The sequence below is a fragment of the Streptomyces sp. NPDC059788 genome, from assembly GCF_042732265.1.
Lineage (GTDB): Bacteria > Actinomycetota > Actinomycetes > Streptomycetales > Streptomycetaceae > Streptomyces.
The window spans coordinates 251592-272305 of the sequence record NZ_JBHWHY010000006.1 but is presented as its reverse complement, the minus strand read 5'-3'; the positions used below and the strand labels follow the sequence as shown (position 1 = coordinate 272305).

Annotated in this window: 23 protein-coding genes; 9 read left to right on the top strand and 14 right to left on the bottom strand. The window is 69.8% G+C overall.

All coding sequences use genetic code 11. The features are described from left to right. Positions 1 to 128: 128 nt before the first annotated feature. Both ACFV57_RS08135 and ACFV57_RS08130 read right to left on the bottom strand, forming a co-directional pair. A complete protein-coding gene (locus tag ACFV57_RS08135) occupies positions 129 to 1283 on the bottom strand; it encodes a pyridoxal-phosphate-dependent aminotransferase family protein (RefSeq protein WP_385226969.1) in 1155 nt (384 codons plus the stop codon). Between the two features lie 252 nt (positions 1284 to 1535). Then, positions 1536 to 2942 (bottom strand): serine hydrolase domain-containing protein, encoded by a 1407-nt coding sequence (locus ACFV57_RS08130; RefSeq protein ID WP_385226999.1) that lies wholly within the window; start codon positions 2940 to 2942, stop codon positions 1536 to 1538. A gap of 272 nt (positions 2943 to 3214) precedes the next feature. Between ACFV57_RS08130 and ACFV57_RS08125 the strand changes: the two genes are divergently transcribed. Further along, positions 3215 to 3643: a MerR family transcriptional regulator gene (locus tag ACFV57_RS08125; RefSeq protein WP_385226966.1), complete on the top strand. Its 429-nt coding sequence runs from the start codon at positions 3215 to 3217 to the stop codon at positions 3641 to 3643. Between the two features lie 60 nt (positions 3644 to 3703). Here the strand turns inward: ACFV57_RS08125 and ACFV57_RS08120 are convergent, their stop codons facing one another. The 4 genes from ACFV57_RS08120 to ACFV57_RS08105 all read right to left on the bottom strand — a co-directional run bounded on the left by ACFV57_RS08120 (position 3704) and on the right by ACFV57_RS08105 (position 6831). Then, positions 3704 to 4408: a hypothetical protein gene (locus ACFV57_RS08120; protein ID WP_385226963.1), complete on the bottom strand. Its 705-nt coding sequence runs from the start codon at positions 4406 to 4408 to the stop codon at positions 3704 to 3706. Between the two features lie 76 nt (positions 4409 to 4484). Continuing rightward, complete coding sequence (locus ACFV57_RS08115) at positions 4485 to 5582, bottom strand: MerR family transcriptional regulator (protein WP_385226960.1); 1098 nt, start codon at positions 5580 to 5582, stop codon at positions 4485 to 4487. A gap of 34 nt (positions 5583 to 5616) precedes the next feature. Beyond that, positions 5617 to 6057 carry a hypothetical protein gene (locus tag ACFV57_RS08110; protein ID WP_385226996.1) on the bottom strand — a complete coding sequence of 147 codons (441 nt, stop codon included), beginning with the start codon at positions 6055 to 6057 and terminating at the stop codon, positions 5617 to 5619. Between the two features lie 171 nt (positions 6058 to 6228). Further along, positions 6229 to 6831, bottom strand: a complete 603-nt coding sequence (locus ACFV57_RS08105; RefSeq protein WP_385226957.1) for a winged helix-turn-helix domain-containing protein — start codon at positions 6829 to 6831, stop codon at positions 6229 to 6231. Positions 6832 to 6941: 110 nt separating this feature from the next. Here ACFV57_RS08105 and def point away from each other — a divergent pair, with 110 nt between their 5' ends. Then, positions 6942 to 7607, top strand: a complete 666-nt coding sequence (gene def / locus ACFV57_RS08100) for a peptide deformylase (protein WP_385226954.1) — start codon at positions 6942 to 6944, stop codon at positions 7605 to 7607. A 126-nt stretch (positions 7608 to 7733) separates the two neighbouring features. Here def and ACFV57_RS08095 read toward each other — a convergent pair whose 3' ends face one another. After that, positions 7734 to 8348: an NAD(P)-dependent oxidoreductase gene (locus ACFV57_RS08095; RefSeq protein WP_385226951.1), complete on the bottom strand. Its 615-nt coding sequence runs from the start codon at positions 8346 to 8348 to the stop codon at positions 7734 to 7736. Between the two features lie 115 nt (positions 8349 to 8463). After that, positions 8464 to 8781: a hypothetical protein gene (locus tag ACFV57_RS08090; RefSeq protein ID WP_385226948.1), complete on the bottom strand. Its 318-nt coding sequence runs from the start codon at positions 8779 to 8781 to the stop codon at positions 8464 to 8466. A gap of 70 nt (positions 8782 to 8851) precedes the next feature. Here ACFV57_RS08090 and ACFV57_RS08085 point away from each other — a divergent pair, with 70 nt between their 5' ends. Beyond that, positions 8852 to 9736, top strand: a complete 885-nt coding sequence (locus ACFV57_RS08085) for a LysR family transcriptional regulator (protein WP_385226945.1) — start codon at positions 8852 to 8854, stop codon at positions 9734 to 9736. 114 nt (positions 9737 to 9850) lie between these two features. On the opposite strand, the gene ACFV57_RS08080 is transcribed toward ACFV57_RS08085, so the two are convergent. Next, a complete protein-coding gene (locus tag ACFV57_RS08080) occupies positions 9851 to 10429 on the bottom strand; it encodes a TetR/AcrR family transcriptional regulator (protein ID WP_385226942.1) in 579 nt (192 codons plus the stop codon). Between the two features lie 70 nt (positions 10430 to 10499). On the opposite strand from ACFV57_RS08080, the gene ACFV57_RS08075 reads away from it, so the two are divergent. Then, entirely contained in the window at positions 10500 to 11393 is an 894-nt protein-coding gene (locus tag ACFV57_RS08075; RefSeq protein ID WP_385226940.1) for an NADP-dependent oxidoreductase, read from the top strand. A gap of 223 nt (positions 11394 to 11616) precedes the next feature. Beyond that, positions 11617 to 12738 (top strand): FAD-dependent oxidoreductase, encoded by a 1122-nt coding sequence (locus ACFV57_RS08070; RefSeq protein ID WP_385226937.1) that lies wholly within the window; start codon positions 11617 to 11619, stop codon positions 12736 to 12738. 115 nt (positions 12739 to 12853) lie between these two features. On the opposite strand, the gene dnaB is transcribed toward ACFV57_RS08070, so the two are convergent. Beyond that, on the bottom strand, positions 12854 to 14329 hold the full coding sequence (gene dnaB, locus ACFV57_RS08065) for a replicative DNA helicase (RefSeq protein ID WP_030017091.1): 1476 nt from the start codon (positions 14327 to 14329) through the stop codon (positions 12854 to 12856). A gap of 464 nt (positions 14330 to 14793) precedes the next feature. Between dnaB and ACFV57_RS08060 the strand changes: the two genes are divergently transcribed. Both ACFV57_RS08060 and ACFV57_RS08055 read left to right on the top strand, forming a co-directional pair. Continuing rightward, positions 14794 to 16131, top strand: a complete 1338-nt coding sequence (locus ACFV57_RS08060) for an MATE family efflux transporter (RefSeq protein ID WP_385226934.1) — start codon at positions 14794 to 14796, stop codon at positions 16129 to 16131. 39 nt (positions 16132 to 16170) lie between these two features. After that, positions 16171 to 17049: a trypsin-like serine peptidase gene (locus tag ACFV57_RS08055; RefSeq protein ID WP_385226931.1), complete on the top strand. Its 879-nt coding sequence runs from the start codon at positions 16171 to 16173 to the stop codon at positions 17047 to 17049. Positions 17050 to 17123: 74 nt separating this feature from the next. Here ACFV57_RS08055 and rplI read toward each other — a convergent pair whose 3' ends face one another. From rplI to rpsF, 4 genes are all read right to left on the bottom strand, one after another. Further along, positions 17124 to 17570: a 50S ribosomal protein L9 gene (gene rplI, locus ACFV57_RS08050; protein WP_031007733.1), complete on the bottom strand. Its 447-nt coding sequence runs from the start codon at positions 17568 to 17570 to the stop codon at positions 17124 to 17126. Positions 17571 to 17588: 18 nt separating this feature from the next. After that, a complete protein-coding gene (gene rpsR / locus ACFV57_RS08045; protein ID WP_003978893.1) occupies positions 17589 to 17825 on the bottom strand; it encodes a 30S ribosomal protein S18 in 237 nt (78 codons plus the stop codon). A 107-nt stretch (positions 17826 to 17932) separates the two neighbouring features. After that, positions 17933 to 18523, bottom strand: coding sequence for a single-stranded DNA-binding protein (locus ACFV57_RS08040; protein WP_385226926.1), 591 nt, complete (start codon positions 18521 to 18523; stop codon positions 17933 to 17935). An 81-nt stretch (positions 18524 to 18604) separates the two neighbouring features. Beyond that, the gene (gene rpsF, locus ACFV57_RS08035) at positions 18605 to 18895 is read right to left on the bottom strand and encodes a 30S ribosomal protein S6 (protein WP_003978891.1); all 291 of its coding nucleotides are present in this window, start codon (positions 18893 to 18895) and stop codon (positions 18605 to 18607) included. A gap of 230 nt (positions 18896 to 19125) precedes the next feature. Between rpsF and ACFV57_RS08030 the strand changes: the two genes are divergently transcribed. Continuing rightward, positions 19126 to 19443: a hypothetical protein gene (locus ACFV57_RS08030; RefSeq protein ID WP_385226923.1), complete on the top strand. Its 318-nt coding sequence runs from the start codon at positions 19126 to 19128 to the stop codon at positions 19441 to 19443. 127 nt (positions 19444 to 19570) lie between these two features. Then, positions 19571 to 20689 (top strand): lipid II:glycine glycyltransferase FemX, encoded by a 1119-nt coding sequence (locus tag ACFV57_RS08025; protein WP_385226920.1) that lies wholly within the window; start codon positions 19571 to 19573, stop codon positions 20687 to 20689. Positions 20690 to 20714 lie beyond the last annotated feature (25 nt).

Sequence of the window (20714 nt, the reverse complement as noted above, 5' to 3'; positions counted from 1 at the left end):
CGCGCCCCCCCCCGCGCCACCCCGCTAGGACTAATTCACTAAAAACCGTACCCGCCACACTGTTTGTGGGGGGGTCTCAACACTATAAACGACACCCCCAACTGCGGGCCCTCTGTTCGTCGGCAGTCTCAGCCCGCGATGACCTCGTCCCAGGCGGCAGCTGCCGCCACGGCTGCCCCGTCACCGTCCACCGTCGTGCCGAGGGCTCGCAGGCCCGCCGCCAGCGCCGCAAGGGACGCCAGCACCACGCCCCGCTCCGCTGCCCGGCCGTAGTGGTTGACCCGGATCATTTCCTTGGCGAGCGCCCCTGCGGCGGCCTGTACGGGCAGCGCGACCGTTCCGTCTGCCGCGTCCAGCGCCGCGGAGACGATCTCTCGGGCGTCCATGTCCGAGGGGGCACGCAGCGTCGTGGCCGCCGGGGCCGCGTCCTCGTCCCGCAGCACGTACGGGGACAGCGCGCCGAGCGCCCGCGCACCCGCCCGTACCGCCGCGGCAGCGGCCCGGTGCCGGGTGATGACCGCATCGAGGCCTTCCACGTCGACACGGTCCACCGCCTGCTCCAAGGCGAGCATCTCCAGTTGCGCCGGAGCATGCGGCAGCGCGGTACGGCCGCCGTCGATCCAGCGCTCCTTCCAGTCCAAGAGCGAGAGGTAGGAGCGACGGGGAGCCTGTACGTTGGCCGCGATGCGCTCCCAGGCCCGAGCGCTCACCGAGACGGCCGAGACGCCGGCCGGCCCTGCCAGCGCCTTCTGCCCACCGATCACGCACAGGTCGACGCCCCACTCGTCGGTGAGCAACGGCTCGGCTCCCACCGAGGCGACCGCGTCCAGCATCAGCAGTGCGCCGTGCTCACGCACGACGGCGCCGATCTCGGCGACGGGATTGGTATTGCCGGTCGCGGCCTCCGCATGCACCAGGCTCACGAAATCGATGGCGGGGTGTTCGCGCAGTGCCTCCGCCACCTGCTCCGGACGTACGGCCCCCGTGAACGGGGCACTGATCGTGACGACCTCGGCGCCGCAGGACCGCAGCCAGCCGCCGAAAGTCTCGCCGTACGGTCCGGTCACGATGTTGAGCGCGGTGCTGCCGGGGCCCACGGCGGAGCGGATGCACGCCTCCAGCGGGAGCAGCGCCTCGCCCTGCGTGGCCACCACGTCGGCCCGGGTACGCATCAGTGCCGCGACCTTGTCCTCGATCCGCGCGAAGTGTCCGGCGGTGAGCGGCGGCAGGTCGAGCAGGTCCGGGGCGTCGGAGGTCGTGTTCACGGCGGTCGCGTCAGTCACGGTGGCCTTCCAGCGGTAGCGGGCCGCGGTGCGGCGGCTCCTGATATCTGGCTCGACTGTACGTCCGGGGCACCCTCCCCGGACGTACGGGCCTCTCGGCACGTCCGCCGGTGCTGCCATGCCCGCCGGGCCTGCCACGCCTGACCGGCTGACCACGGCTGCCGGGCAGGTCGGGCCGGCCCGACCTGCCACACCTGCCGCCGGGCCCGCTGCAAGCCGTGCGGCTCATACGGGGCAGGCCCGACGAGATCGTCAGCGCCCGCGCCAGCCCTCGGCGTCCACTCCGCCCGGCACCGGCCCGGCGGGCTCGTACGGCCCCCGGGTGAAGACGAAGGTGCCCACGTCCAGGTGGCTGACCGAGCCGTCCTCACCACGGACGACGCGCAGCCTCTCGCCCATGAAGTAGCCGTCCAGCCCGGTCCAGGTGCCGTCGGACTCCGCACGGAACCGCGAGCCGCGTCCGCCGGGGCCCGACATGAGGGAGATCTGCAGGCCACGGTCGGCCGCCAGCCGCACCACGTACGGGTGCGCACCCCAGTACCACGGCCCGGTGAGCGCCAGCAGATCCTCGTCCAAGGGCCCGGCCAGCGGCTGCCACGGCTCCGGAATCCGCGGTTCCCGGTCCGCGACGATTCCGGCCAGGTCGGCGGCGGCCGCACTGATGGCCGGGCCCGAGGTGCAGTTCGCCAACGCGATACCTGCGACGTCCTCGGCCGGGTCGATCCACAGGGACGCGAGAAACCCGGGCATGGACCCGGTGTGGCCGAAGAGCAGGCGCCCGTTCCACCGCATGAGCTGAAGGCCGAGGCCGTAGCCGCCGTCCCACTCCGTGTCCTCGGGCGGTACGGCCGGAGTCCGCATCTCGGCGAGCGTCGCGGCACCGAGGACCCGGTCGTCACCACGGACCAGGAACGCCGCCCAACGGCCCAGGTCCTCGATCGTGGACCACAGCTGTCCGGCCGGGCTCATCAGTCCGGTGTCCTGGGCGGGCTCCGGCAGCAGTACGTCCGCCCAGGGGTGCACCGCCCAGCCCTCGGTGTGCGGGGCCTGCGGCTGGAGCGTCGTACGGCTCATGCCCAGCGGCTCCAACACCTCATGGCGCAGTACCTCCCCCCAGGGCCGTCCGCCGCGCAACTGCTCGATCAGCGAGCCCAGCAAGGCGTAGCCGGGATTGGAGTAGTGGTGCTGCCGTCCGGCGGGCAGGCGGCGCGGGTTCTCGTCGAACAGGTCGCCGGGCTCCGGCCGCAGCGAACCGGGCGTCCGCTCCCACCAGGGCCCGCGGGATTCAGCCGACAGCCCGGAGCTGTGCGCCAGGAGCTGCGCGACGGTCACGTCCGGGGCCGCGCTGCCCGGGACGTGCTTACCGAGCGGATCGCCCAGCGAGAGCAGGCCCTCGTCGCGCAGCCGCAGCACCAGCACCGCGACGAACGTCTTGGTGATCGACCCGATCCGGTATTGGACACCGGCCCCACCGGCGCCTCCGGGAATGCCCTGGCGGGCGCCGGACCAGGCCACCTCTCCGTCCCGTACCACCGCTCCCGTCATCGACGGCGCGCGCCCTTGCGCCTGGCCGATCGCGAGCCGCCGCAACAAGGCCCGCCGCGTCTCCGGCAGCAGCGCTCCGGACTGCTCCACACCGTCGTCCCCCGGGCTGTTCATGTCCTGGTGGGGATTCCGCTCCTGAGGTACGTCGGACGATCTGGCGCTCATAGCTAGCACTCCTCGACAGCTCAACAACCACGGTCATGGGCAAGGATGGGACACCTATCCCATCACCCGTCGCGCCGAAGGCGTCCCGGACCCTGGACGTGACGTCGGCGTCAACGGATACGGTCGCCACCGTGGCGCCCGGAACACCACCGAGCCGGGCCGGACGGTGACGCAAACGGGAGCGGAAGCGGGAGCAGGAGCGGGGCATGAGGAGCGGGGACATGAGGATCGGAGAGCTCGCCGAGCGCGCGGGAACCACCACCCGCACCCTGCGGTACTACGAGGCGCGCGGCCTGCTCCATGCCGAGCGCACAGCCAACGGCCACCGCACTTACAGCGAGACGGACCTGCGGCTGCTCCAGCAGATCCAGATGTTGCAGCGCTTCGGTTTCGAGCTGGAGGAGACCAGGCCCTTCGTGGACTGCCTGCGTGCCGGACATCCCGCCGGCGACTCCTGCCCCGCCTCGCTCCAGGTCTACCGCCGCAAACTCGCGGAGCTGGACGCCTGCATCACCCAGCTCCAGGACGTACGGGACCAGGTCAGCAGCCAGCTGGACCGCGCCGAACAGGCTCGGAACGCATTGGCGAACGCGGCGGCCCGTCCCGACGGTAACCACCCACGGTGCGAACTGACTCAAGCCGACACCTGAGCTGAATCGACTCGATGGACGCCCTGAGCTGACTCGGATCAGTAGGACCCCTGAGCTGACTCAGGCCGGTATGGACGAGCCGGTCTTCTCTGCCAGCATCGCGATGGCTTCCCCGAGAACCTTCTGATCCTCCGCCGGTAGCCACCGCGCCGCATGGACCATGTGCAGCGCCGAACGGAGCCGCCCCCGGTCCTCCTCGGAACCGAGATCTCCCAGATACGCAGGCAGGATCAACCCCAGCGCCTTGAGATCGTTGCGCGCGCACAACGCGGTCAGCAAGCTCGACAGCACCCCGTCCACCGTCCCAGCCGCCATCCGGTTCCCTCCTGGGCCGGCGTCCGCGGACTCGGCAGCCGTCTCCCGCAGCCCTTCCGCTATCGCGAACCGGTTCCACCGGCCGTAGTCGCCGTCGGGCACGTCCCGGACCCGGTCGGCAGCCCGCACGAAGTACCCGTGCGCCACGGCGGTGTCGCCCAGATCCCGGTGGGCGCGCGCCATGTTCACGTACAGAGAGGCGTAGAAGCCTCGTACCCGCTCGCCGCCCACGCGGTCCGCCCGGTCCAGGCACTCCTGGTTCCACCGGAGTGTGTCCTCCGGGGTGGCCTGGTGCCGGGCTACGTAATGGGCGGCAACGCACGCCTCGTAGTCGTCCTTCGCGTCCTGCCACGCCAGCAGAAACAGCCGACGGGCTGCTTCGTCCTCGCCCCGTGCTTCGGCTTCCATGCCGCGTACGCACAGCCGCACCACGTGGTTCCCCGCATCCATCGTCCCGCTCCTCCTACCGGCTCGTTCTTCAGCCCGGCCTCCAGCCGGGGCTTCCGTCGTGCCTCCAGCCCGGTCCTCAGGCTGTTTCACGTGAAACAAGCTCCTGTACCGGCATGACCAAGGTGGTGAAACTGCCTTGGTCCGCGGAACGCACCACGACCGGCTCCTCCCCGGAAGCAATCTCCAGCAGCACGTCGGGCCCCACTCCGGCGTCGAGCGCAGGAACAAGAACCGCAGGGTCGAAAGCCATCCGCAGCGACGGCCCCGTACAGAGCGCATGCACTACGACGGGCACGCCCCCGCCCCCGCTGACGACTGCCTCCTCCGTCCCGGTCCGCACTGTGATCGCGGCGCCCTTCTCCCGTTCGGCGAAGGCCTCCCGTAGCGCCCTCCGGTCCGCGATGACCCGATGCCGTACGTCCCCCAGCCCGTCCAGCACGGCCCGGTAATCGGGAAACTCTCCCGGACACCCCGAGGACACCCAGTGCTCTCCGGCCTCCCCGACCAGGCGCACACTCTCGCCGTCCACTTCGACGTCGACGTGTGGCTGCCGGAGCCCCCACGCCGCCATGCCCGCCAGTTCTCCCGCGTCGATGAGCACCCGAGCGGGGCCGCCCGCCATCGTGCCGGCCCTCAGCACCCGGACCGACAGCCGATAACGGTCGGTTGCCGCCAACCGCACTTCACCGTCGTCGATTTCGAGCAATACGCAGCCCAGGACCGGGAACTCCGCCCGCGTCTCGGCGTCCGCGACCGCGGGCCCTACCTGTCGTACCGCGCTGGCCAGTTCCGCGCCCCCGACACCGGCCCGCGCCCGGGGCCGCTCCAGCGCCTCGGCCGGAAGCTCCCGCAGGATCCCCTCCACCAGCTCTTGCGCGGCCGCCGCCGTCCGCCGCGTACGTTCCAGATGCGCCCGGAGCACCGTACGGGCCTCCGCTTCGCCACCGTCGAGCACGGCCCCGGCATCCACCAGAGGAAGCCCGGCCTCCCGCAGCTTGCGCAGCAGTACGGCACGGTCCTCCTGCCCAACCCCGTAGAAGCGATATCCGCTCACCGGATCGACCCTGACGGGACGCAGGACGCCGCAGTCGTCGTAGAAGCGCAGGGCGCTCGGAGCCAGGCCCACCCGGCGTCCGAACGCCCCGATGCCCAGAAGCTCTTCGCTCTCGTTCATGACCGCGATTCTGGGACCTCAAGCAACCTGAAGGTCAAAGCCGGGCCGGCGGCGCTGCGTCCTCGGCACCGAATTTCGCATCCACATCCACACCGAGCCCACGCCAGACCCGGCCACGCAGCAGTTCGTACTCCTCGGCCCGGCGCGGCGGTCGCCCTTCGGGGCGGGGAACGGCCCGGCGACCGGAAACCACCTGACCGCGCCGGAACTGCTCATACGTGAGGTCGATCTCGATGCCGCTGGGAAGCCGGTTCCACCAGTGGTATCCGTGCTGCTCCCCGTCGAGGTGGACCTCGCCGACCAGAAGTTCGCCGCCGAACAGGTCGTGCACGACGAGCGAGGTGATGTCGCATTGGCCCCAGGCGGGGTTGTCGCTGGTCCAGGGCGTACGGGCGTGATCATCGGGCGAACACGTGTCGGCGGCCCAGCCCGAACGCACAGCTTTCGCGATGTCGTTGAGAGTCCAAGGAGTCATGCGGTGGAGCATCTCAGCGGCCACTGACAACGCGACCGGCGAACACAGCGCGCTGTAGAGCACCTGCCGTTGACAGTCGGGCGGGCGGCGGGCTCCCACTCGTCCCCACCGCCAGGCCCCGCCTGGTCCGTCCGCTCCGTCCGCTCCGTCCGCTCCATCTGCTTCAGATGCTTAGTTCGCTTCGTTCGCCGGGCCCGTTTCCATCGCAGGGCCGGCCGGGTCCGGCAGCAGGGGAAACAGGCGCGTGATCAAGGCCACCGGTAGAGCGCCCTCGGGCCGGGCCAGGGGGCGTTGCTCGCGGTCCTGGTAGGGGGCGAGTGCCCGCCGGATGGTGTCCGCGACTCGGCTCATCTCTTCCGGCGTCAAGTAGGCGACGGCGCTGAAGGCTTCGTCGTGACGCCATTCGGACGGCGCGTGGCCCCGCTGGGCGAGCCATCGCTGCCAGCTCTCGTCCTCCAGCCCGCGGGCCAAGTCACCGAACTGCGCCTCCGCGGCGCGTGCATCGTCGGTCGAGTCGCCCTGCTTCAGCCTCCAGGGGCGTGCGCGGCCTCCGCGGTGCGGGGCTTCCTCGATGTATCCGTAGCGGGCGAGTTGCCGCAGGTGGAACGAGCAGAGGCCGGAGCTGTATCCCAAACGGGCGGACGCTTCGGTCGCCGTGACCGCGCCGACCTCGGCCAGCAGGTCCAGCAGCGCCCTGCGCACCTCATGCTCACGCAGTGCGTCGTCGGCACCCCGAGTCCGGCCGGGCGGAGGGGCGAGATCGTCATCTGTCACTTTGCAAAGTCTGCTACTTTGCAAAGGCCTTGGCAAGCGCGTCGCGCTCGAAGGCAATCGGCCGCGGGCCATCCGCGGCATGCATGGCGTGCGCAGGAGGGGAAACCGCGATGTCCGTTCGTCACGATCAGGCCGGCTCCGTAGACCGGCGAGTCCGGGTGCAGGGACAACCCGTCGACACGTACCCATCGCTGCCCCCGGAGGCGGAACGGGGGTCGATGCGCCGGATCACGGTGGTGGGTGAGGAGGTCCTGAGCCGCCCCTGCCGGGACGTCACCGAGTTCGGGTCGCCGGAACTGTCGGAGTTGATCGACGACATGTTCCTGACGATGTACGTGGCCGACGGTGCCGGCCTGGCCGCGAACCAGGTGGGCGTCGACCTGCGGCTGTTCGTATACGACTGCCCGGACGACCACGGCATCCGCCACGTCGGCCACATCCTCAACCCGGTTCTGGACCTGCCCGACCCGGGGAACCGCCGACTCGTCGACGAATTCGAGGGCTGTCTGTCCGTGCCCGGTGCCGCCATGACGGTTCCTCGCACCGATCACGCCGTTGCGCGCGGACTCGACAAGGACGGCAATCCGCTCGTCATCGAGGGGACGGGCTACTTCGCCCGGTGCCTGCAGCACGAGACGGATCACCTCGTCGGCCACACGTACCTCGACCGGCTCTCCAAGCGGGACCGCAAGGACGCGCTACGGCAGATGGAGGAGCGCCGCGAGGATGTCTTCACGCAACGCGCGATCAAGGCTGCCGACCTGGACGGGCAGTAAGGGGCGCGGGAGCAGCGGGCTGCTGCCTGCCGCTTGTTGCTGCCTGCTGCCTGCTGCGCTGCCCAAACGTGCGTCGCGTCACGGACGGCAAACAGATCAGCCCAGATCAGATCAGATCAGCCCAGATCAACTCAGCGGTACGACAATTTCACCCCCGTTGTCGCCCGTTTGCGCCTCGTCCAGCATGAGCGCGGCTACCGTGGCGCGGGAAATTCTGGGCGGCAGCAGAGGCCGCCGTAGATCGGCGAGCGGCACGAGGCGTCGGCCGACACTCAGGGGCCCGTCCTTGAGGTCGGGGGCATGGAACACCGTGGCGCCGCCCTTCCGGGCGACCTGATCGGCCTCGGCCTTCTCGGCCAGTTCCGCGCCGACGGCCATCCGCATCACCGCCTGGTAGATCAGGCCGCCCGCGCGCTCCGACGGGCCCGACCCCAGCGCACCGAGCCACACCGTACGGGTGTGTGCCGCGGCGAGCAGCCCGGCCCCGGCGACCAGCGCCCCCGGCCCGTCGTCCTTGCCGATACCGATGGCCGAGACGACCGCGTCGACGTCATCCAGGCCGGGGAAGGTCTGCGGGGAGCAGACATCCGCCTGCCGGACGTCCACGACCTGCCGCGACGCGGGCACGGCGACCCGATCCGGGGTACGGACGAGGGCCACGACCTGGTGACCCCGCTCAAGTGCCTGGTCGACGAGCAGGCGGCCGACCCGCCCGGACGCGCCGAGTACTGCGATGCGCATGATGGTCCGTTCTTTGACCGAACAGTTGCGGGTGATCAGCTGTGGGTGAAGTGCTGATGTGCGTCAAGCGCAGGTGGGGGTGAAGTGCTGACATGCGTGCTTCGGGAAACGCCGCTTATACCAGCGGCTCGTGGTTCGCCCAGGCCACCTTGTACGGATGCCGCGATTGCCAGTGCTCGATCACCTCGTGCAGGGCGGGCGTGGTGAACGCTTTCGCCAACGCGTCCGTGCCGTCCAGGGCGACCTGCACGATCGCAGTCGCTATCAGCGCCGGAATGGTTTCCTCGCCGGGGAGGGGAACGTGTCGCCGGGCCACGACCGACTGCACCAGACCGGTGTCGAGCATGGCTCGTTCGATGTCTGCGAGATATTGGTCCAGCTCGACGTCGGGCAGCGGCCGATCGAAGGAAACGATCATCGTGTGGTGAATCATGATGCAATTCTTGGGGACGCACACAGCAGACGTCCAAGACCCATTCGATATCCAGCGATAACCTCCAGGCATGGCTGAACTGGAGACCCGCGAGCTGGAGTACTTCCTCGGCGTCGCCGACGAACTGCATTTCGGCCGCGCCGCCGCCCGCCTCTCGATCGCCCAGCCGGCGCTGTCGAAGGCGATCCAACGGATCGAGACCCGGCTCGGCGTCCCGCTGTTCATCCGCTCCAGCCGTCACGTCGAACTGACACCGGCCGGACAGGCATTGCAGGAACACGGGCGGCACGCGCTCAACGCGGTCAGCGCCGCCGTCCAGAGCGCCCGGCGCGCCGGCGACCCCTCGGGACACCTGCGGCTCGTACTCAAGCCCGGTGGCGATGCCGGCCTGCTCTCCACGATCCTGGCCGAGTACGCCCACCAGCACGACGCCCGCCGGGTGGACATCCTGTTCAGCGGCCCCGCGGACCGTGTCGACTTCCTGCGCGACGGCCGGGCCGATGTCGGCCTGCTTTACGTTCCGTTCGACGATCTCGACGGTCTGGACCACGAGACGCTGCACGCCGAGGACCGCGTGGTCGTCGTCCCGTCCGGGCACCGGCTCGCCAGGCGCGCTTCGGTGCGGAGGTCCGATCTGGAGGGCGAGACTCTGCCCCGCTGGAGAGGGGTTCCCGGGGGCGACGGCACCGGCCCCGAGGTCGCCGACGTCATCCAGCTGCTCCACATGATCACGGCGAACCGGATGATCGGGGTGCTCCCCCGCTCGCTGGTCGAACCGGTTCCGGCCGGCCTGGTCTGCGTCCCGGTGACCGACGCGCCGCCCAGCCGCCTCGTCCTCGCCTGGAACGAGCAGGACCGCCGGCCGATGGTCGCGTCCTTCGTGGCCGCCGCACTCAGGTCCCGGCTGTCAGGCGAGGACGGGGAGGGGCGAGGCGTCCGGAACGACGACGGATGAGGTCCCGCTGAAGTCCGGCTGCATCTCGACCGACCGAGTCGCCCTGCCCTACCTGACCGGAGGAAAAGCCCCAGACCCACGCGAAGTACCCCACGCACGCCGCCCCGGCACTTCTCAAGAGGCGCTGCCGGCCTCCCAAGCCGCCTCGATCATCCGGAAGATTTCGTCCACCGCGGCGTCCGGGTCGGCTGCCTCACGGGCCAGTGCAAAGGCGTCGATCGCGAACCTCGCGATGGCCCGGCCGGCCGTAGCGGACTGCGGGAGGTCGGCGTCGGCGGCAATGGCGGCCGCCAGCGATTCCGCGTGGCGCAGCCGCATCGACTCCTCGTAGGCCCGCAGGGCGGGCGAGGAGTCGATCATGTTCCAGATCGGGTCCGCGCCTTCCGCCGTGCAGTGCCGCACCAGGGCTAGGACCTCGCGGTGCAGCGCGGGGATGAGCGGCTCGCCCGGCGCCCGGCCGGTGACCGCCTGGGTGAGGCGTTGCTCGAAGTCCTGGTCCTGCTCGAAGACCAGGGCCTCTTTCGAGGCGAAGTGCGAGAAGAGCGTGGTGACGGCCACGTCGGCCTCGGCAGCCACCTCCCGGATGCCCACCTTGTCGTATCCGCGTTCCAGGAACAGCCGCAGGGCCGCCTCCGCGATCTTCTGGCGGGTCGCGGCCTTCTTACGTTCACGGCGTCCGGGCGGCACGGTCATACCCGCACGCTACCAGTCACGAAACAACACCAGTTCCAAAACACTAACGGTTAGTGTTACGGTCCCTGGCATGAAGAGAGTGAACTTCACCGAGTTCGGCGGTCCGGACGTTCTGCACCTCATAGACGCCGAGGAGCCCCACGCGGGCCCCGGCCGGATACGCATCGCCGTGCGCGCGGCAGGCGTCAACCCCGTCGACTGGAGAATCCGCGAAGGCCAGATCCTGGGAGCCCATCCGCTCGAACTGCCGTCCGGAGTCGGCCTGGACGCCTCCGGGGTGGTGGACGAGGTCGGCGAAGGCGTCGACGGGGTGGCGGTCGGCGACCACGTGTTCGGCGAAGGGACGAATACGTACGCCGAGTTCGCCGTGCTGTCGGCCTGGGCCCGGATGCCCGAGGGCCTGACGTTCGAAGAGGCGGCCGGGTACCCCTCCGTGGTGGAGACCGCGCTGCGCGTCATCCACGAGGTCGGAGTGCAGTCCGGGCAGACGCTGCTGGTCAGCGGTGCGTCAGGGGGAGTCGGGTCGGCGGTGCTGCAGATCGCCCGCGAACGCGGCATCACAGTGATCGGCACGGCCGGGGCCGCGAACCAGGACTATCTCCGGAGCCTGGGTGCCCTCGCCACGACGTACGGCGAGGGATGGGTCGAGCGGGTGCGGCAGCTCGGCCGTGTCGACGCGGCTCTCGACCTCGCCGGCTCGGGCGTGATCCGCGAACTCGTCGAGCTGACCGGAGATGCGCAGAAGGTGATTTCCATCGCCGATCTCGGTGCGCCGGACCTCGGTGTCCGCTTCTCCGGCGTGGCCGGGAGCGTACCGCGGGCTCTCGCCGAGGCCGCCGACCTCATCTCGCGGGGGAAGCTCCACATCCCGATCGAGAAGTCGTACACGCTCGCCGACGCCGCGGCGGCGCACACCGACAGCCAGGCCGGACACACGCGCGGACGCCGCGTCATCGTCATCTGACCTCACACGCGGAGACGCCGCGCCACCGCCCCCTCCCACCCCCTCACCCCACACCCAAGAACACCGCGTGACCGTCACCTGAACCGGCCCCGGGCCCCCAGCTCCGGGCGCCGGGCCCCGGCTCTCACGCACTCGCACCACGCACCCCCGGCAAACCCCATTCCATCCAGAGACCCTGCCGGGATCGACCCACCCGGCAGGTGTGCGCCCCGTAAGGAGCCCCGTGCACACTCCTGTCACGATCATCGGCGCCGGCCTCGGCGGCCTCACGCTCGCCCGCGTCCTGCACCTCCACGGCATCCCCGCCACGGTCTACGAGGCCGAGCCCTCCCCGACGGCGCGTGCGCAGGGCGGGATGCTCGACATCCACGACCACAACGGTCAACTCGCCCTCCAGGCGGCCGACCTGATGGACGAGTTCCGCGGCATCGTCCTGGAGGGCCGCCAAGCGACACGGCTCCTCCACCGGGACGGAACCGTCCTGTTCGACAAGGCCGACGACGGCACGGGCAAAAGCCCCGAGGTACAGCGCGGCGAGCTGCGGCAGATCCTGCTCGACTCGCTCCCCGCCGGCACCGTCCGCTGGGGCCGCAAAGCCACCGGCATCCGTGCCCTCGCCGAGGGGCGTCACGAGGTGGCCTTTGCCGATGGCAGCACCGTCGTCACCAGCCTGCTGGTCGGTGCGGACGGCGCATGGTCGCGCGTCCGCCCCCTGCTCTCCGGCGCGATACCCGAATACGTGGGCCGGTCCTTCGTCGAAACCTTTCTGTACGACGCCGACACCCTGCACCCGGCCACCGCGAAGGCGGTCGGCAGCGGGACGCTCGGGGCGGTCGACCCGGACGAGCACGGGAAGTGGTTCGTGGCGCACCGGGAGAAGAACGGGACCCTCCACGCCTACCTCACACTGGCCAAGCCGCAGGACTGGTTCGCGGCCATCGACTTCACCGACGCCGCCGGGGCCGCCGCGCGGATCGCGCAGGAGTACGCAGGCTGGGCACCGGAACTCACCGCCCTGATCACCGGCGGCGGAACCGCACCGGTCCTGCGCTCCCTCCACGCCCTGCCGATCGGGCACCGCTGGGACCGGGTACCGGGCGTCACCCTGCTCGGCGACGCCGCCCACCTCTCGCCCCCGAACGGCGAAGGCGCCAACCTGGCCATGCTCGACGGCGCCGAACTCGGCCAGGCCCTCGCCGCACACCCCGACGACATCGAGGCCGCCCTCACCGCATACGAACAAGCGCTGTTCCCCCGCAGCGCCGCGGCAGCCGTCGCAGTCGGCCGCAACCCCACGCCCCAGGAGGTGATCAGCTTCTTCACCCAGGCCCAGCACACCGAATGAGCCACTCGCCGCGCGGGCCCATGGACGGGTAGCCGGGAGCGGGTAGTTCGGGCCGCACCGCCCCCAATCCCCACCCGACCAGGACGCCCCCAGTCAGACCGACATCAGCCCAACATCAAGTTTGCGCCATATCCACAAACCGCGAATAGTGCCCCTGGAAGGCCACAGTGATCGTCGCCGTCGGGCCGTTACGGTGCTTGGCCACGATCAGGTCGGCCTCGCCCGCGCGGGGCGACTCCTTCTCGTAGGCGTCCTCGCGGTGCAGCAGGATGACCATGTCCGCGTCCTGCTCGATGGAGCCGGATTCACGCAGGTCCGAGACCATCGGCTTCTTGTCCGTACGCTGCTCGGGGCCACGGTTGAGCTGCGAGAGCGCGATGACCGGCAGTTCCAGCTCCTTGGCCAGCAGCTTGAGGTTTCGCGACATGTCCGAGACCTCCTGCTGGCGGCTCTCGGCGCGCTTGGAGCCGCCGGACTGCATCAGCTGGAGGTAGTCGATGACCACCAGCTTGAGTTCGTTGCGCTGCTTGAGGCGGCGGCACTTGGCGCGGATCTCCATCATCGACAGGTTCGGCGAGTCGTCGATGTAGAGCGGTGCGGCCGACACGTCCGGCATCCGGCGGGCGAGCCGGGTCCAGTCCTCGTCCGTCATGGAGCCGGAGCGCATGTGGTGCAGGGCCACCCGCGCCTCGGCGGACAGCAGACGCATCGCGATCTCGTTGCGGCCCATTTCGAGCGAGAAGATCACGCTCGGCAGATTGCTCTTGATGGAGCACGCCCGGGCGAAGTCCAGCGCGAGGGTGGACTTACCCATCGCGGGACGGGCCGCGATGACGATCATCTGGCCGGGGTGCAGGCCGTTGGTCAGGGAGTCCAGGTCGGTGAAGCCGGTGGGGACGCCGGTCATCTGGCCCTGGCGGGAGCCGATCGCCTCGATCTCGTCGAGCGCGCCTTCCATGATGTCGCCGAGCGGCAGGTAGTCCTCGCTGGTGCGCTGCTCGGTGACGGCGTAGATCTCCGCCTGGGCGCTGTTGACGATCTCGTCGACGTCGCCGTCGGCCGCGTATCCCATCTGGGTGATGCGGGTGCCGGCCTCGACGAGCCGGCGCAGGACCGCGCGCTCGTGGACGATCTCGGCGTAGTACTCCGCGTTGGCCGCCGTCGGCACGGACTGGACCAGGGTGTGCAGATACGACGCGCCGCCCACCCGGGCGATCTCGCCGCGCTTGGTCAGCTCCGCCGCGATCGTGATCGGGTCGGCCGGCTCGCCCTTCGCGTACAGGTCGAGGATCGCCTGGTAGATCAGTTCATGGGCCGGCCGGTAGAAGTCGTGGCCCTTGAGGACCTCGACGACGTCCGCGATGGCGTCCTTGGACAGCAGCATGCCGCCGAGCACGGACTGCTCGGCGTCCAGGTCCTGGGGCGGTACGCGCTCGAAGCCACCGGAGGGCCAGCCGCCCTCCTCGTCACCGCCGCGATCACGCCGGTCGTCGCGGCCGCGGCCCTTGCCCTCACCTCGGCGGGAGCGCGCGGCGGGCAGCCGGTCGCTGGGGCCGGCGTCCGCCCAGGGGTCCTCCACGGGCTCGGGCATACTCACCCCGGCACCTCCTCCCGTCCGCGGCGCGGACCTTGCTGTGCCCTTCTTTCTTACGGCACGGCTCTGACAAACGAGACGCCCGACTCCGGTTACGGCGCGTCGAGTTCGGATGGGTTCTCAGACCGGAACAGGGGCCAGGCGCCGGACTACGGTAGGCCTGTCGGCACCGTCCGCCAATCTGGTTATCCACAGGCCATGTGGACGATGGACGTGTTCCTGTGGAGAAGTGCGCCGAACCTGTGCACGGCACGGGGGACACCGCTGTGGACAAACACACAATCAGCCGACCACAGCCGCTCTGACCTGCACCTTTGTCGTCCATAGGCTGTGGGGGAGAAAAACTTCGGCAACCTGTTCATGATCGACCCGAACGCCACGGAGGAGAACGCTCCGCCCGGCGCAGAGTAAGGAGCGCAATACAGTTGTGTCTCTTACCTGTGGAAGATTAGATTGACGGCATGACACAGGCTCCCGCGACGCCGCGGCGCACCGACCGCCGCCACGACCGCGAGATCATTTCGCTCGCGCTGCCCGCCTTCGGCGCGCTCGTCGCGGAACCGCTCTTCCTCATGGTCGACAGCGCCGTCATCGGCCACCTCGGCACCCGGCAGCTCGCCGGACTCGGCGTGGCCGGACCGCTCCTGACGACCGCCGTCTCGGTCTTCGTCTTCCTGGCGTACGCCACCACCGCCGCCGTCGCCCGGCGGGTCGGCGCCGGCGACCGCTCCGCCGCCATCCGCCAGGGCATGGACGGCATCTGGCTCGCGCTCCTCCTGGGCGCCGCCGTACTCGCCGCCGTCCTGCCCACCGCGCCCTGGCTCGTCGACATCTTCGGCGCCTCCGCCACCGCCGCCCCGCATGCCATCACCTACCTGCGCATCAGCGCCCTCGGCATCCCGGCCATGCTCGTGGTCCTGGCGGCCACCGGCGTACTGCGCGGCCTCCAGGACACCCGCACCCCGCTGTACGTCGCCATCGGCGGCTTCTCCGTCAACGCGGCCCTGAACGTCGCCCTGGTCTACGGCGCCGGGCTCGGCATCGCCGGCTCCGCCTGGGGAACGGTCGTCGCCCAGTGCGGCATGGCCGCCGTCTACCTGTTCGTCGTGGTGCGCGGCGCCCGCCGGCACGGTGCCTCCCTCCGCCCGGACGCCGCCGGCATCCGCGCCTGCGCCCAGGCCGGAGTACCGCTGCTGGTCCGTACGCTCTCGCTGCGCGCCGTCCTGATGATCGCGACCGCCGTCGCCGCCCGTCTCGGTGACGCCGAGGTGGCCGCCCACCAGATCGTGATCACCCTGTGGTCACTGCTGGCCTTCGCCCTGGACGCCATCGCCATCGCCGGACAGGCGATCATCGGCCGCTACCTGGGCGCCGACGACGTGGCGGGCGCCAAGGCGGCCTGCCGCCGCATGGTGCAGTGGGGCATCGCCTCCGGCGTGGTGCTCGGCCTGCTCGTCGTCCTCACGCGGCCGCTGTTCATGCCGCTGTTCACCGCCGACCCGGCCGTCAAGGGCGCTCTGCTGCCCGCGCTCCTCGTCGTCGCGCTGACCCAGCCGATCGCCGGCATCGTCTTCGTGCTCGACGGCGTGCTCATGGGCGCCGGGGACGGCCCCTACCTGGCCTGGGCGATGCTGGTGACGCTGGCCCTCTTCGCTCCTGCCGCACTCCTCGTACCGGTCGTCGGCGGCGGCCTGACCGCCCTGTGGTGGGCCATGACGCTGATGATGACCGTGCGGATGCTGACATTGTGGGCACGCACCCGGTCGGGCCGCTGGATTGTGACCGGAGCCTCGCGTTGAAGGCACCCGAAACCACGGCCCCGTGTTGATAATGACCGTGTGCGCCCGCTTGCCAGGAAGATCATCCTGCCCCTGACGCTGACCGTCATCGGGGCAGGCGTCATAGTGGGCTACGCGTCTCAGGATGCCGACACCAGCAGCCGTGGCAACGGCTCCCTCAGGAGCGGGTACGGCAAGTCGGGGGAGTCCGGCCAGGACCCCCAGGACCAGGACCCGTCTGCCACCGCGCCCGCCGACGACGGCAGCGCGTACACCCCGCGCAGTACCGAGCAGAACGCCCGGGTAGGCGCGGTCTTCGAGAAGGACGACACCGGCGACCACTTCTGCACCGCCAGCGTCGTACAGAGCCCCGGCCGGAACATGCTGATCACCGCGGCGCACTGCGCTTTCGACGCCGAGACCGGCGAGGCCGTGAAGGGCCTCGTGTTCGCTCCGGACTACCGCGACGGCAAGGAACCGAACGGCCTGTGGAAGGTCGAGAAGGTCGTCGTCGACGACCGCTGGGCCAAGTCCCAGGACGAGGACATGGACGTCGCCTTCCTCGTCCTCGGCAGCAAGGACGGCAAGCAGATCCAGGACGTGCTGGGCGGCAACACCCTCGGCATCGACCCCGGCTTCGACAACGAAGTGAAGATCACCGGCTACCCCACCAGCAGCGAGACCCCGATCTCCTGCCACAACCGCACCACGAAGTTCAGCGACACCCAGATGCGCGTGCAGTGCACCGACTTCGCGGGCGGTACGAGCGGCAGCCCCTGGCTGGCCGACTACGACCCCAAGAGCCACACCGGGACCGTGATCGGCGTGCTGGGCGGGCATCTGGGCGGCGGCGACGAGGACGACGTCTCCTACGCCTCGTACTTCGGTGACGCTGTCGCCGACCTCTACAAGCGGGCGCAGGACGAGGACGAAGGCTGAGACAGCATGCGAAAGGGCCGCACCCCGTTTCCGGAGTGCGGCCCTTCGGCGTGCTACGTGCTACGACGCTGCGATCAGGCGGCGACGACCTCGACGCCCAGCTTCGCGACGACGTCGCTGTGCAGACGCACGGACACCTGGTGCGCGCCCAGGGTCTTGATCGGCGAGCCGAGCTCGACGCGGCGCTTGTCCACGTCGGGGCCGCCGGCGGCCTTGATCGCCGAGGCGACGTCGGCCGGCGTGACGGAGCCGAACAGGCGGCCGGCGTCGCCGGCACGCACGGCCAGCTTCACCTTGACGCCCTCAAGCTGGCCCTTGACCTCGTTGGCCTGCTCGACCGAGGCGATCTCGCGGATCTTGCGACCGCGGCGGATCTGCTCGACGTCCTTCTCGCCACCCTTGGTCCAGCGGATCGCGAAACCACGCGGGACCAGGTAGTTACGGGCGTACCCGTCGCGGACGTCGACGACGTCGCCGGCGGTGCCGAGGCCGGAGACCTCGTGGGTGAGGATGATCTTCATGAGTCGGTCACCCTTCCCTTATCGCGCGGTGGAGGTGTAGGGCAGCAGCGCCATCTCACGGCTGTTCTTCACGGCCGTGGCGACGTCACGCTGGTGCTGGGTGCAGTTGCCGGTCACCCGGCGGGCACGGATCTTGCCGCGGTCGGAGATGAACTTCCGCAGCAGGTTCGTGTCCTTGTAGTCGACGTAGGAGATCTTCTCCTTGCAGAACACGCAAACCTTCTTCTTAGGCTTGCGAGCAGGCGGCTTCGCCATTGTCTCTCTCCAGTGAGTTCAAGAAGTTTGTGCTGACGCCCTCAGGCCCCCGGCCGTTTTCACGCTGTTTCACGTGAAACAGCGTGCGTACGTGCCGGTCGTCGGACCTAGAAGGGCGGCTCGTCCGAGTAGCCGCCGCCGGAGCCGCCGCCCCAGCCACCACCGCCGCCGCCACCCTGCTGGCCGCCGCCTGCAGGGGCACCGGTCGCCCACGGGTCGTCGGCGGGAGCACCGCCGCCCTGGCCGCCGCCGGGGCCGCCGCCCCAGCCGCCGCCACCCTGGCCACCGCCACCCTGCGGGCCGCCGCCGAAGCCGCCGCCCTGGCCACCGCGGCCGCTGGTCTTGGTGACCTTGGCCGTGGCGTTGCGCAAGCTGGCGCCGACCTCGTCGACGTCGAGCTCGTAGACCGTGCGCTTGACGCCCTCGCGGTCCTCGTACGACCGCTGCTTCAGGCGGCCCTGCACGATCACGCGGGTACCCCGCGTGAGGGACTCGGCGACGTTCTCCGCCGCCTGACGCCACACCGAGCAGGTCAGGAACAGGCTCTCGCCGTCCTTCCACTCATTGGTCTGACGGTCGAAGGTGCGGGGAGTGGACGCGACGCGGAACTTCGCGACCGCCGCACCGGACGGGGTGAAGCGCAGCTCGGGGTCGTCGACAAGATTGCCGACGACCGTGATGACGGTCTCGCCTGCCATTAGGGGAACCTCTCGGCGGGTGTGCTGCTGGCTGCTGGTGTTGCTGCTACTCGAACCCGGTCACCGCTGACGCTGATGCGTTCAGTGGGTCTCGGGACGGAGGACCTTGGTCCGGAGGACCGACTCGTTCAGGTTCATCTGACGGTCGAGTTCCTTGACGACCGCAGGCTCGGCCTGCAGGTCGATGACCGAGTAGATGCCCTCGGGCTTCTTGTTGATCTCGTACGAGAGACGACGACGGCCCCAGGTGTCGACCTTCTCGACCTTTCCGTTGCCCTCGCGGACGACGGAGAGGAAGTTCTCGATCAGCGGGGAGACAGCGCGCTCCTCGAGATCGGGGTCGAGGATGACCATCACCTCGTAGTGACGCATGTTGAACCCACCTCCTTTGGACTCAGCGGCCACGGTCGTTCCGTGGCAGGAGGGTCATGATGCGTTCCGCGCCCGGACCGGCCAGGAGACCTGGGCAGACGTGGGCGCAGACTGTACAGAGTACCTGCCTCCGGGCTTCCGGTTGAAATCCGGCCGCTGATCCCCCCAATCTGGAACACAACGGGTGTGAGCGGCGTTACAGTTCGCCGCCCTGTCTACGGAGGTGCCGCATGGCACAGGCAGTCCGGCCGCAGCACGGCCTTCTCTCCCTGCTGAACAGCGACGGCAAGGCCCATCCCGTCGAGAACACCTTGGTCGCCGCGACGCTGGTGTTCGGCGCGGTCGCCTTCTTCACCGCCCACTTCCACCACCTTCACCTGCTCAGTTCCTGGACGGGACTGATCGGCATCGCCACCGGCGCCTGGGGACAGTTCATCTCCGCGACGACCGGCGAGCGCTTTCTGCTGATCATCGGGCTCGGCGCCGCGGCGGTCGGCTTCTTCCTCGGCATGGCACACGGCGGCCTCTTCGGCGGTGTGCTCGGCTAGGCGGCGATCCGGGCGGTGGCGGCTCCACCCCCCTTCGCCCAAACGGGGCGCTCCCCTGTCGCAGTAGGCTTCGGCGCGAGAGCCGGAGCCCCGACCATGGGGACACACCTGCCGAGGAGCGCCCCGCATGAGCCTGACCCTGAGGACCATCAGCCGAGAGCAGCATCTGGCGTACATCCAGAGTCTGCCTTCGGCGAGCCACATGCAGGTCCCGGCCTGGGCCGATGTGAAGTCCGAATGGCGCTCGGAGAACCTGGGCTGGTTCGACGCGAGCGGGCAGCTGGTCGGCGCGGGCCTGGTCCTCTACCGCCAGCTGCCCAAGATCAAGCGGTACCTCGCCTACCTGCCCGAGGGTCCTGCCATCAACTGGTACGCCCCGAACCTGGAGGACTGGCTCAAGCCCATGCTGGCGCACCTGAAGCAGCAGGGCGCCTTCTCGGTGAAGATGGGCCCGCCGGTGATCATCCGGCGCTGGGACTCCTCGGCGATCAAGTCCGGCATCCAGGACCCGGACGTCAAGCGCCTGCGCGACGTCCAGGCCACCCACATCGAGCCGCGCGCCTTCGAGGTGTCCGACAAGCTGCGCCGGATGGGCTGGCAGCAGGGCGAGGACGGCGGGGCCGGCTTCGGCGACGTGCAGCCCCGGTACGTCTTCCAGGTGCCGCTGGAGAACCGCTCGCTGGAGGACGTCCACAAGAGCTTCAACCAGCTGTGGCGCCGCAACATCAAGAAGGCCGAGAAGGCCGGCGTCGAGGTCGTCCAGGGCCGCTACGAGGACCTCGCCGAGTGGCAGCGGCTGTACGAGATCACCGCGGAGCGGGACCACTTCCGGCCCCGGCCGCTCGGCTACTTCCAGCGGATGTGGACGGCCCTCAACACCGAGGACCCGAACCGTATGCGACTGTACTTCGCCCGGCACAACGGCGTGAACCTCTCCGCCGCGACGATGCTGGTCGTCGGTGGCCACGTCTGGTACTCCTACGGCGCCTCGGACAACATCGGCCGTGAGGTGCGGCCGTCCAACGCCATGCAGTGGCGGATGCTGCGCGACGCCTACGCGCTGGGCGCCACCGTCTACGACCTGCGCGGCATCAGCGACTCGCTCGACGAGAACGACCCCCTCTTCGGCCTCATCCAGTTCAAGGTGGGCACCGGCGGGCAGGCAGCCGAGTACCTGGGCGAGTGGGACTTCCCGCTCAACAAGCTCCTGCACAAGGCGCTCGACATCTACATGTCGCGCCGCTGACCACCACCCCCCTGTTCGACCGCAA

Coding starts and splice junctions, on each gene's coding strand:
- ACFV57_RS08130 (WP_385226999.1), bottom strand. CDS start 2,942: ATGAACAGCCCGGGGGACGACGGTGTGGAGCAGTCCGGAGCGCTGCTG.
- ACFV57_RS08125 (WP_385226966.1), top strand. CDS start 3,215: ATGAGGATCGGAGAGCTCGCCGAGCGCGCGGGAACCACCACCCGCACC.
- ACFV57_RS08120 (WP_385226963.1), bottom strand. CDS start 4,408: ATGGATGCGGGGAACCACGTGGTGCGGCTGTGCGTACGCGGCATGGAA.
- ACFV57_RS08115 (WP_385226960.1), bottom strand. CDS start 5,582: ATGAACGAGAGCGAAGAGCTTCTGGGCATCGGGGCGTTCGGACGCCGG.
- ACFV57_RS08110 (WP_385226996.1), bottom strand. CDS start 6,057: ATGACTCCTTGGACTCTCAACGACATCGCGAAAGCTGTGCGTTCGGGC.
- def (WP_385226954.1), top strand. CDS start 6,942: ATGTCCGTTCGTCACGATCAGGCCGGCTCCGTAGACCGGCGAGTCCGG.
- ACFV57_RS08095 (WP_385226951.1), bottom strand. CDS start 8,348: ATGCGCATCGCAGTACTCGGCGCGTCCGGGCGGGTCGGCCGCCTGCTC.
- ACFV57_RS08090 (WP_385226948.1), bottom strand. CDS start 8,781: ATGATTCACCACACGATGATCGTTTCCTTCGATCGGCCGCTGCCCGAC.
- ACFV57_RS08085 (WP_385226945.1), top strand. CDS start 8,852: ATGGCTGAACTGGAGACCCGCGAGCTGGAGTACTTCCTCGGCGTCGCC.
- ACFV57_RS08080 (WP_385226942.1), bottom strand. CDS start 10,429: ATGACCGTGCCGCCCGGACGCCGTGAACGTAAGAAGGCCGCGACCCGC.
- ACFV57_RS08075 (WP_385226940.1), top strand. CDS start 10,500: ATGAAGAGAGTGAACTTCACCGAGTTCGGCGGTCCGGACGTTCTGCAC.
- dnaB (WP_030017091.1), bottom strand. CDS start 14,329: ATGCCCGAGCCCGTGGAGGACCCCTGGGCGGACGCCGGCCCCAGCGAC.
- ACFV57_RS08060 (WP_385226934.1), top strand. CDS start 14,794: ATGACACAGGCTCCCGCGACGCCGCGGCGCACCGACCGCCGCCACGAC.
- rplI (WP_031007733.1), bottom strand. CDS start 17,570: ATGAAGATCATCCTCACCCACGAGGTCTCCGGCCTCGGCACCGCCGGC.
- rpsR (WP_003978893.1), bottom strand. CDS start 17,825: ATGGCGAAGCCGCCTGCTCGCAAGCCTAAGAAGAAGGTTTGCGTGTTC.
- ACFV57_RS08040 (WP_385226926.1), bottom strand. CDS start 18,523: ATGGCAGGCGAGACCGTCATCACGGTCGTCGGCAATCTTGTCGACGAC.
- rpsF (WP_003978891.1), bottom strand. CDS start 18,895: ATGCGTCACTACGAGGTGATGGTCATCCTCGACCCCGATCTCGAGGAG.
- ACFV57_RS08030 (WP_385226923.1), top strand. CDS start 19,126: ATGGCACAGGCAGTCCGGCCGCAGCACGGCCTTCTCTCCCTGCTGAAC.
- ACFV57_RS08025 (WP_385226920.1), top strand. CDS start 19,571: ATGAGCCTGACCCTGAGGACCATCAGCCGAGAGCAGCATCTGGCGTAC.